Source organism: Mesorhizobium sp. M5C.F.Ca.IN.020.32.2.1 (assembly GCF_004023105.1).
In the GTDB taxonomy this organism is placed as follows: Bacteria; Pseudomonadota; Alphaproteobacteria; order Rhizobiales; family Rhizobiaceae; genus Mesorhizobium; species Mesorhizobium wenxiniae.
In genome coordinates, this window is sequence record NZ_RZSX01000913.1 from 1 (window position 1) to 2,406 (window position 2,406).

At 62.3% G+C, this 2,406-nt stretch carries 3 protein-coding genes; 1 reads left to right on the forward strand and 2 read right to left on the reverse strand.

Translation table 11 applies throughout. From position 1 onward, the window contains the following. The first annotated feature begins 450 nt into the window (after positions 1-450). The gene (locus tag EOA86_RS30760; protein ID WP_023678332.1) at positions 451-663 is read left to right on the forward strand and encodes a cold-shock protein; all 213 of its coding nucleotides are present in this window, start codon (positions 451-453) and stop codon (positions 661-663) included. Between the two features lie 318 nt (positions 664-981). Here EOA86_RS30760 and EOA86_RS30765 read toward each other — a convergent pair whose 3' ends face one another. Both EOA86_RS30765 and EOA86_RS30770 read right to left on the reverse strand, forming a co-directional pair. Then, positions 982-1,593: a glutathione S-transferase family protein gene (locus EOA86_RS30765; RefSeq protein ID WP_127210742.1), complete on the reverse strand. Its 612-nt coding sequence runs from the start codon at positions 1,591-1,593 to the stop codon at positions 982-984. Positions 1,594-1,704: 111 nt separating this feature from the next. Further along, positions 1,705-2,406: EAL domain-containing protein (locus tag EOA86_RS30770; protein ID WP_164892142.1), on the reverse strand; the 702-nt coding region annotated here is incomplete at its 5' end.

Below are 2,406 nucleotides of genomic sequence, written 5' to 3' on the forward strand. Positions count from 1 at the left end.
CTCTCGCGCGATCGTCGCCCGCACTCTGCCGCAGCTCATGCGGCTCGGATCGTAGCGCGAGATCGCCTGCGCCTCGGCGGCCACCAGCGTCAGGCAGGCGGCAAGCAGAACAGTTTTCATGGTCCTCTCCCAAAACAGGACCTGACGCCCGAAGGCGGCACGATCCTTCCCCGCAACGTGCGCGATAGGCGATGCGAACCCTCCGCAACGCGCGACGTTGCAAGGCTTTCACGCGATTGGGGCGGCCTTTGGGCAGCGCCGCTCAGCGCCTTTTTCGTACCGTCTTGTTTTTTGCGGAGAAGCGGACTATATGAGGTCCATTGATATTTCGGCCGATCGATCCGGGCCTCGCGACATTCGCGTTTGCTGACGTCTATCTCCAAAATCTCGATACAAACCGGCTGGACTTCGGTTCGGTCAAGCTAAAGCAAACGTATAAGGACTATCGAAATGGCAACAGGTACGGTCAAGTGGTTTAATTCCACCAAGGGTTTCGGCTTCATCCAGCCTGACAGCGGCGGCGCGGACGTTTTCGTCCACATCTCCGCAGTCGAGCGCGCTGGGCTGTCGACCCTGGTCGAAGGCCAGAAGATCAACTTCGAGATCGAGCAGGACCGCCGCACTGGCAAGTCGTCCGCTGGATCTCTGAGCAAGGCAGCCTGATTTTGCAAATGGCGCGCGCCGGGCGATAGCTCGGGGCGCGCGGCAAGTCACGGATGTACTGACGGTCGCGCGAGAAGCGCACCGGAGCGAAAATCCCGACAAGCCGAAGCAGCAGATTGCTGCCGGCCCGGACCAAACGCTCCCGATCAGGCTTCCAAGCATGGAAGGCGGGATTTTGTCCCGCCTTTTTGCTGTTCGGATTCCATCTCTGTTCGATTTTCGTGTCCCGGCCGAAGGCCGCAAGCCCCGCCGGGCGTTGCGCCTTTTGGTGCGTCCTGCCCGGAGCGAGCCGCGAAGCGGCGACGAGTGAGGACAGTACTACCCCAGCCACTCCATCGGCACATGCCCCGGATCGGCCTCTACTCGTTTCAGCCAAGCCGCCACCGCCGGATAGGCGTCGAGCTGGAAACCGCCCATCTCGGCCGTATGCGTATAGGCGTAGAGCGCGATGTCGGCGACGCTCAATGCCTCACCGGCAAAGAACGCACTGCCCGCCAGATGCTTGTTCATTACGCCGAGCGCCTTGTTGCCGCGCTCCAGCGTCACCGCCAGCCGTTCCGGCGTCGCATCCTTGGCCCGTTCGGGAAAGGTGAGCAGGGCCTTGCGCACCGCGATATAGGGTTCGTGGCTGTACTGCTCGAAAAACAGCCACTGATAGGTTAGCGCCCGCTCGTATCTGTCGGCCGGCAGGAACCGCGTGCCTTCGGCGAGGTAAAGCAGGATGGCGTTGGATTCGGCAAGCCGCCTGCCGTCGTCGAGCTCGAGCAGCGGCACCATGGCGTTCGGGTTCTTGGCGACATAGTCGGGCTTGCGCGTGTCGCCGGTGTGCGAGCTCACCTCGACATTGGTGAAAGCTATGCCGAGCTTGGCCATCAACAGCCGCGGCTTGTAGCAATTGCCGCTGTCGATCATTCCATAGAGTGTGGTCATTTTTGCTCCCATCGCCGCTCCCCTCGGGAGCCGCCTTACCGGCAATTATCCTGGCAGCGAGGGCTTATTCCAGTGATTTGTTTTGGCCCAACCATCAGCGCCGCTGATAGATCACCCAAACAACGGCACGACGTTGTTGTCCCTGCCAAGCAGCCTGTCGATGGGCAGCGGCTCCTCGTCGAAGTTCGTGCCGGCCAGCGCCGGCCGGGCAAGGTAAAAACCCTGCATCAGGTCGACGCCGCCGTCGAGTGCCACGCGCAGATGCGTGGATTGCTCGATGCCTTCGACCAGCACCTTGGTGCCGCGGTCGTGCAACGCGGAGACCAGCGGCCGGAAAAACCGTTCGGCGGCGGCATGGCGACAGAATTCCGCGAACCAGGTGCCGTCGATCTTGACGATGTCGGGCCGGACAAGCGCAACCCGCTCTTCCGTCGAATGCCCGGTGCCGAAATCGTCGATGGCGATGCGGATGCCGTCACGCCGCATCTCGCGCGCCAGGCTGACGAGCACCTTGTCGTCGGCCGCCTGTTCGGTGATTTCGCAGACCAGCATGCCGGGGTACAGATCGAACTCGGCGAGATGCCTAGTCATCAGCCTGATCTCAGCCAGCGCTCGCCCGGGGTCATCGTTGATCAGCGGATTGTAGTTGAAGAATAGGTCGAGCCCGTCGACGCCGATGTTGCGGAAGTTCCGGAGATGCAGCACCCGGCACATCGTCTCGACGAACAGGCGATCCGCCACGGGTACGCCCTCGAAAAATACGCGTGGCGCGACCGACCTGCCGGCGCGGTGCGGCTCGATCAGGCCTTCGAC